9 protein-coding genes are annotated in these 7,928 nt (G+C 34.6%); 5 read left to right on the top strand and 4 right to left on the bottom strand.

Annotation, left to right across the window (positions count from 1 at the left end; translation table 11 throughout):
- Positions 1-66 precede the first annotated feature (66 nt).
- The 3 genes from VKY47_RS04720 to lspA all read left to right on the top strand — a co-directional run bounded on the left by VKY47_RS04720 (position 67) and on the right by lspA (position 3,302).
- The gene (locus tag VKY47_RS04720) at positions 67-1,623 is read left to right on the top strand and encodes an NAD(P)/FAD-dependent oxidoreductase (RefSeq protein ID WP_324310782.1); all 1,557 of its coding nucleotides are present in this window, start codon (positions 67-69) and stop codon (positions 1,621-1,623) included.
- Between the two features lie 288 nt (positions 1,624-1,911).
- Positions 1,912-2,805, top strand: coding sequence for an ACP S-malonyltransferase (fabD, locus tag VKY47_RS04725; RefSeq protein WP_324310784.1), 894 nt, complete (start codon positions 1,912-1,914; stop codon positions 2,803-2,805).
- The gene (gene lspA / locus VKY47_RS04730) at positions 2,805-3,302 is read left to right on the top strand and encodes a signal peptidase II (RefSeq protein WP_324310785.1); all 498 of its coding nucleotides are present in this window, start codon (positions 2,805-2,807) and stop codon (positions 3,300-3,302) included. Before fabD ends, lspA begins: the two co-directional genes overlap by 1 nt.
- A 32-nt stretch (positions 3,303-3,334) precedes the next feature.
- Here the strand turns inward: lspA and VKY47_RS04735 are convergent, their stop codons facing one another.
- The 3 genes from VKY47_RS04735 to VKY47_RS04745 form a co-directional block, all read right to left on the bottom strand.
- Complete coding sequence (locus tag VKY47_RS04735) at positions 3,335-3,526, bottom strand: hypothetical protein (protein ID WP_324310787.1); 192 nt, start codon at positions 3,524-3,526, stop codon at positions 3,335-3,337.
- Between the two features lie 166 nt (positions 3,527-3,692).
- Positions 3,693-4,715 carry a UDP-glucose 4-epimerase GalE gene (gene galE / locus VKY47_RS04740; RefSeq protein ID WP_324310789.1) on the bottom strand — a complete coding sequence of 341 codons (1,023 nt, stop codon included), beginning with the start codon at positions 4,713-4,715 and terminating at the stop codon, positions 3,693-3,695.
- On the bottom strand, positions 4,708-5,841 hold the full coding sequence (locus VKY47_RS04745) for a DegT/DnrJ/EryC1/StrS family aminotransferase (protein ID WP_324310791.1): 1,134 nt from the start codon (positions 5,839-5,841) through the stop codon (positions 4,708-4,710). Before VKY47_RS04745 ends, galE begins: the two co-directional genes overlap by 8 nt.
- A gap of 121 nt (positions 5,842-5,962) precedes the next feature.
- Between VKY47_RS04745 and VKY47_RS04750 the strand changes: the two genes are divergently transcribed.
- Together VKY47_RS04750 and VKY47_RS04755 are read left to right on the top strand one after the other, a co-directional pair.
- Positions 5,963-7,159 (top strand): 3-deoxy-D-manno-octulosonic acid transferase, encoded by a 1,197-nt coding sequence (locus VKY47_RS04750; protein WP_324310793.1) that lies wholly within the window; start codon positions 5,963-5,965, stop codon positions 7,157-7,159.
- A gap of 214 nt (positions 7,160-7,373) precedes the next feature.
- Positions 7,374-7,619 (top strand): hypothetical protein, encoded by a 246-nt coding sequence (locus VKY47_RS04755; protein WP_324310795.1) that lies wholly within the window; start codon positions 7,374-7,376, stop codon positions 7,617-7,619.
- A gap of 119 nt (positions 7,620-7,738) precedes the next feature.
- Here the strand turns inward: VKY47_RS04755 and VKY47_RS04760 are convergent.
- On the bottom strand, positions 7,739-7,928 hold a 190-nt coding region (locus VKY47_RS04760), incomplete at its 5' end, for a hypothetical protein (RefSeq protein WP_324310797.1).

A 7,928-nucleotide genomic window follows, 5' to 3' on the forward strand; every position in this document is an offset into this window, starting at 1 on the left:
ACAGATTTTCAAAAACAACTTTACAAGAACTTCAACTCATCTCCTATTTTTCTGTAATTTTGTCGAATGATAAAAGACATTCAGCTACGTATTAGTTTAAAAGAGGAAGAGATTCCTAATATTCTTTTAATAAAATCTGCCGAAAATTTGGGCATGTCCAGAGACAAAATTTCTGGAATAAAAGTCCTTCGAAAATCTATCGATGCCAGAAAACCTAAGATAATTTTAAACTACAAAGTCGCTGTTTATATTAATGAACCTGTACCAGAATCATCAGAATACACCTTCGATTATAAAGATGTTTCAAAATCCAAACCAATTCATATTATTGGCTTTGGCCCAGCAGGAATGTATGCTGCTTTACGTTGCATTGAGCTAGGTTTTAAACCTATAGTTCTTGAACGTGGCAAAAATGTGCAAGATCGACGTCGCGATTTAAAAGCCATCAATCAAGACCATTTTGTAAATGAGGATTCTAACTATTGTTTTGGTGAAGGAGGCGCAGGAACTTATAGTGATGGTAAATTATACACCAGAAGTTTAAAACGAGGCGATGTTCGTAGAATATTTGAAAACCTTGTATTTCATGGAGCAACAGATCAAATTTTAGTAGATGCCCATCCACATATTGGCACCAACAAACTCCCAAAAGTAGTTACTAATGTACGTGAAACTATCATAAAATATGGTGGTGAAGTGCATTTTGAAACTCGTGTGACCGATTTTAAAATAAAGAACAATAAAATTCAAGCCATTCAATTACTAAATGGTGAAGAACTTGCTTCCAATCGTGTCATTCTAGCGACAGGGCATTCGGCAAGGGATATTTTCTATCTATTACATGAAAAGAAAATTGCCATAGAGGCTAAGTCGTTTGCAATGGGGGTTCGCGTAGAACATCCTCAGCACATTATCGATTCCATTCAATATCATTGCTCTGGAAAAAGAGACGAACTACTTCCTGCTGCTTCCTACAGCTTGGTACAACAAGTAAATAATAGAGGTGTTTATTCGTTTTGTATGTGTCCAGGAGGCTTTATAGTTCCAGCAGCTACGGCCAATGGAGAGGTAGTTGTAAACGGAATGTCACCTTCAAAACGAAATAATCAATTTGCTAATTCTGGTATTATTGTAGAATTAAATGTAGATAGAGATTTTCCTAAATACGAACATTTTGGCGTTTTAAAAGGCTTGGAATATCAGAAAGATTTAGAGCGTTTGGCTTTTACTGCAGGAGGAAGAACGCAAACGGCGCCTGCGCAACGTTTAACCGATTTTGTTGAAGGCAAGTTGTCGGCAAATTTAAATGAAACTTCATATCAGCCAGGATTGCAATCGGCTCCCTTACATTCGCTTCTACCAAAACTAATTGGAGGGAGTTTACGCCAAGGTTTTAAGGCTTTTGGTGAAAAAATGCATGGGTATTATACGGCTGAAGCCAACGTTGTTGGAGTGGAAAGCAGAACCTCCTCTCCTATTAGCATTCCTAGAAATGAAAATCTAGAACATCCGGAAATAGAAGGATTATTCCCTTGTGGTGAAGGTGCAGGTTATGCTGGAGGCATTGTTTCTGCCGCTATGGATGGCGAACGTTGTGCAGAAGCTGCAGTTGTTGGTTTGTAAATATAGATGTCACAAATTTTTATCTAGTAGGTGCTATTATACATAGATACTTAGAGATTTCCGCAGAGTTACTTTTGAGAAATATACGTATTAACAAATCTCAACTTAACCTCTTTGAGTGAATGAGGCACTAATTTCATAGATTTTAATATCGTCTTAAAAAATATGTCTTTAATATAAAGTCACCTCTTCGTATTCATTCGTTATATAGACATCCGTTGAATCCTGTAAACTGCAACTGAAAACTAATAATAAATTCCTATTTTTGCAGCATTAAAATTAAAACACATGAACGCATATATATTTCCAGGTCAGGGTGCACAATTTTCAGGAATGGGTTTAGACCTTTATGAAAGGTCTACTCTAGCCCAAGATTTATTTGAACAAGCCAACGATATTTTAGGTTTTTCAATTACAGATGTAATGTTTCAAGGATCTGCTGAAGATCTTAAGGAAACCAAGGTAACCCAGCCTGCCATCTTTTTACATTCGGTTATTTTATCTAAAATTTCAGGAGCTAGTTTTAAACCAGATATGGTTGCTGGGCATTCTCTTGGAGAATTTTCTGCATTGGTAGCCAATGGAACTTTAACCTTTGAAGACGGTTTAAAATTAGTCTCTAAACGTGCTTTGGCTATGCAAAAAGCTTGTGAACTGCAACCAAGTACCATGGCGGCTGTTTTAGGTTTAGAAGATGATGTGGTTGAAAAAATATGTGCAAATACGGAAGGAATTGTAGTTGCCGCAAATTATAACTGTCCTGGACAACTTGTTATTTCTGGAGAAGTAGCTGCTGTAAACAGAGCTTGCGAAACTTTAAAAGAAGCAGGAGCCAAACGTGCCATAGTACTTCCCGTAGGTGGCGCTTTCCATTCGCCTTTAATGGAGCCTGCTCGTGAAGAATTGGCTGCTGCCATAGAAAACACGTTTTTCAGTAAACCAAATTGCCCGATTTATCAAAATGTAACGGCTTCGGCTGTATTAGATGCTGTAGCCATAAAAAGCAATTTAATTTCGCAATTAACGGCACCCGTAAAATGGACCCAATCCGTACAACAAATGATTGCCGATGGAGCAATCTTATTCACAGAAGTTGGCCCTGGAAACGTTTTACAAGGTTTGGTAAAGAAAATTAATAGAGAAGCACAAACAGCTTCCGCCACTTATAACAAAGAAGCTTAATGAAATTATCCCGTAATACATTTATAGTACTTCTTATTATAGCTAACATTGCTTTAGACCAGATTACTAAAGTTTTGACCAGACTTTATGTTGTTCCTGGAAGCGAAACTCCAATTATTGGAAAGCTCTTCACCTTACATAACGTTGAAAACGCTGGTGCATTTCTAGGCATGGGAAGTGATTTAAATCCCACATTAAGACTTATTTTCCTATTAATCCTACCTATTCTTGTTTTGGGATATGTAACCATACACATTATTAAAAACAAAGAATTAGACAAATTGTCGTTAATAGGTTTCTGCTGTATTGTTGGTGGAGGAATAGCTAATGTTTACGACCGAATAGTTTATGGATCTGTAACAGATTTCTTCCACATAGATCTAGGTGGTGTGTTTAGAACCGGTATTTTTAATTTTGCAGATATGTCGGTCATGCTGGGTCTTGGCCTGTTATTATTTGAAGGTTTCAAAAAAGGAAAAGAACCAAAAACCGCATAAAAAAAGCCTCTTAAAAAGAGGCTATAATATTTTTATCTTGCTAGATTACAAGCTTCGCAATCTTTAACTTCACCGTAATATGTTTCTCGATATTTGTGAATGGTTTTAATTGGAATACTTAAAAAAGCTTTCTTAATATAAGTCACTTTTGTAAGTAGTTCTCCCATTTTAGGCGTGTACCTTTTCTCTTCTACTGTTTCTCTTTTTACTGTAATCAATTTCATATTTTCCATTATCATTTGATACAAAGTAACGAATTTGAATGGCCAATTCCAAATTTAATATCCTAAAACATTGCTAATCAGCATCTTATTTTTAATATGATAATAGATGTACCATATTATTATCAGATTGATATTAGATAGGCCTATTTATTAACAGATTCTTAGTTTAGGAATTTGCTATTTTTTGTTCCCACTTCCAAGCAGAGCGCATGGCATCATCCAGAGTTAATTTCGAGGTCCAACCTAATTCTTCATTTGCTTTTTTAGTATCGGCATAAACCGAAACGACATCTCCATCTCTTCTTTCAGCAATTTTGTAATTTAAGTTTTCATTGGAAACACGCTCAAAAGCATGTATCACTTCTAATACAGAACTTCCGGTACCTGTACCTAGGTTAAACACTTCATAATTGGTCGCATTCTTTTTATCTAACAGTCTCGTTAAAGCAATAACATGGGCTTTTGCCAAATCTACCACATGAATATAATCGCGAATACAAGTGCCATCAGGCGTTGGGTAATTGTCTCCAAAAACAGCCAACTGCTTTCTTTTACCAATAGCTGTTTGTGTAATATAAGGCACTAGATTTTGAGGAACTCCAAGAGGCAATTCTCCAATAAGCGCCGTTTCATGAGCTCCAATAGGATTGAAATATCTTAAGGAAATAGCATTAAAATTGGTTGAGACCTTACAAACATCCTGAATAATTTCCTCCCCAAGTTGCTTGCTATTCCCATACGGGGAAATCGCCGGTTTTATAGGTGCAGCTTCGTTAATTGGCAAAGAATCTGGTTCTCCATATACCGTACACGATGAGCTAAATATAAAATTAGCAGGCGCTATTTTTTTAAACTCTTGGAGCAAATAAACCAAGGTATTAATATTGTTTTCATAATACATTAGTGGTTCTTGAACACTTTCACCTACAGCTTTACTTGCTGCAAAATGTATAACCCCATCAATATTATTGTGTGTATTAAAAAACTGCTGAACTAGTTTTTTTTCCTTTAAATCCAAATTTAAAAACTCAGGTTTCTTTCCTGTAATTGCCGTAATGCCGTCTAAAACTTCTATGGAAGAATTGGAAAGATTATCAATAATTACAACTTCGAACCCTTTATTTTGAAGTTCAACAACGGTGTGAGAGCCAATAAAACCAAGGCCTCCTGTAACTAAAATTTTAGCCATTTATAAATTCTATAATTTTAGATGCAATAAAATCTATTTGATCATCATCCAATTCGGTATGCATTGGCAATGAAATAACATCTTTTACTAATTGGTTTGTAACTTGAAAATCAGATTCGATGTAACGAGAATCTTCATAAGCTTTTTGTTTGTGAAGCGGAATTGGATAATAGACGCCGCAAGGAATTTCATTTTCATTTAAAAACTTCACAAGTCCATCTCTATCAACGCCATGTAATCTTAAGGTGTATTGATGAAACACATGATTATCCGGTGTGCCATATTCAAAAGGCGTAGAGATTTTATTTATATTTTTAAAAGCAGCATTATATTTGTTTGCAGCTTCTCTTCTAGCCTTATTGTAACTGTCCAGTTTTTTTAATTTAATATCCAAAACTGCAGCCTGAATGGAATCCAATCTAGAATTCACTCCAACTACATCATGATGATAACGCTCGTACATACCATGATTTACAATGCCTCGAATCATATGTGCTAAATCATCGTCATTGGTAAAAATAGCACCTCCATCTCCATATCCACCTAAGTTTTTAGAAGGAAAAAATGATGTTGAAGCCACATGACCTATAGTTCCAGCCTTGGCTTTCTTGCCATTGCTAAACGTATAAGTGGCTCCAATGGCCTGCGCATTATCTTCAATAACATATAAATTATGTTCTTTGGCAATATTCATAATCGCTTCCATGTTAGCACATTGTCCAAATAAATGTACAGGTACAATGGCCTTTGTTTTTGGCGTTATGGCTTTTTTTATAGCCTCGATATCAATGTTGAAATCGTCTGGATTAACATCCACCAAAACTGGAGTTAATTGCAATAACGCAATAACTTCTACAGTTGCCGCAAAAGTGAAATCGGCAGTAATAACCTCATCTCCTGGCTTTAAACCCAAACCCATCATGGCAATTTGCAAAGCATCTGTACCATTGGCACAAGGAATAACATGCTTGACGCCTAAATAATTTTCAAGATTTTTTTGAAATTCATGAACCTTCGGTCCATTAATAAAAGTTGTGTTTTCTATAACTTCTTGAATGTCATTATTAACAGCATCCTTTATTGCTTTATACTGACCTTTAAGGTCGACCATTTGAATTTTTTTCATACCATACGAAATTACGAAATTAGTAAACGTTAAGCAATGAAATTTTATCAAAGAAGTGTATTTTAGCAAGAAAGATATAAAATTGCAGCTGATTTATAATTTAGGAATTTACTTGGTACAAATGACATTGAAAGTCATTTCTCTCTTCAACCATAAAATAAAGCTTGGAGTGGAAGGAAGAAAGCACAGTTTTAGCATCTTAAAAAACAACATTTCTAAAGCGGACAAAACCTTATGGTTTCATTGTGCTTCTTTAGGTGAATATGAACAAGGGCTTCCTGTTTTTAAAGAGTTGAGAAAAACCTATCCAAACCATAAAATGATTTTAACATTTTTCTCTCCTTCCGGTTATGAAATTAGAAAAAACACTGAAATTGCTGATGTGGTGGTCTATCTCCCTTTTGACACCAGAAGTAACGCAAAAAGATTTTTAGATTTGGTCCATCCAGAATTAACCATATTTGTGAAGTATGATATTTGGCCAAATGTTTTAAATGAGTTAAAAAAGAGAGAGCTAAAAGCTGTTTTAATTTCAGCCTTGTTTCGGGAAAATCAAATTTATTTTAAATTCTATGGAAACTTTATGAAAAAGGCCTTATTTGCCTTTCAGCATATTTTTACCCAGGATGAAAATTCAAAAATATTACTAGAACGAATTAATTACAAACATGTTACCGTTTCGGGAGATACCAGATTCGATCGTGTGTACAGTCAGTTGACCCTAGACAATAGTTTAGATTTTATCGAAAAATTTAAAGACCACAAACTTTGTATTGTTGCAGGAAGCACTTGGATGGAAGACGAGGTTTTTCTAGTAGATTATATCAATTCTTTAGAAACCGATTCTATAAAATTTATTATTGCACCACACAACATAAAATCCTCTCAAATAGAAAAGCTCAAACAGTCCATTAATAAGAAAACGATCCTCTTTTCAGAGAAAGAAAAAAGCAATATTTCCGAAGCTCAAGTTCTCATCTTAGACACTATTGGGTTGCTTACTAAGGTTTATAGTTATGCAAATGTGGCTTATGTAGGTGGAGCTGTAGGCAAAACAGGCTTACATAACACACTTGAACCGGCTGTTTTTGGTGTTCCAATTGTTATAGGCGAGCATTTTAATAATTTTCCAGAAGCAAAAATAATGCTAATTAATCAAGGTTTGTTTTCAATTAAAACCAAAGAAGAACTAAAGGAAATCCTTGATAACCTGATAGATAATACAACTTTAAGAGTTTCCTCTGGTGAAAAGAATTTAAATTATATTAAAAATAATCGAGGTGCCGTAATCCAAATTATATCTTATTTACGTACATAAAGAGATTAATTAGCAAATTGAAATAATTTATGTTAAAAATTGTTAACAAAACTTGTAAAAGTTACATAATAAGTTATTAAATTTGTGCCATTAATTTTTAACACTAAAACTTTAACTAATGAAAAAATTATTATTAAGTACTGTATTATTATTATGCTTAAGTTTAACTTTCACTTCTTGTAGAGATACAAAAACAGAAGACGCTGCTGATGCAATGGAAAACGCTGCTGATGCAATGGAAGAAAGTGCAGAAGATATGGAAGCAACTGCTGCTGATGCAATGGATGCTACTGAAAACGCATTGGACGAAGCTGGTCAAGCTATCGACAACGCTGCTGATGCAACTGGTGAAGCTATCGAGAACGCTGCCGATGCTACAGGAAAAGCTATTGATGATGCTGCTGCTGCTACTGATAAAGCCGCCAAAGATGCTGCAAATGCAGTAAAAGGAGGTAAATAATTATAGCTTACTTTTCAGAAAAATTAAAGACCCTCAAGATGATTGAGGGTCTTTTTTTATTTAAAAATTGTGCTTCTTATTATTTAATGAAATGGAAATTTCTTGAAGCAAGATTATTTTTAATCTGTTTTAATAACGCCTTTTAAATAATCATATATTTCAGATTTCAATAAAGCACTTTGGATACTAAAGTCGTAAATGTTCTTTTCAAGATTATTTTGGGTTGAAATAAAATAATTATCGCAAGCTAGCTCGTCACATTCTATTTTTTGGGTAATTTGATTGGCTTGAAAATTGGCTTCGATAATC

This window comes from Xanthomarina sp., assembly GCF_035306705.1.
In the GTDB taxonomy this organism is placed as follows: Bacteria; Bacteroidota; Bacteroidia; order Flavobacteriales; family Flavobacteriaceae; genus Xanthomarina.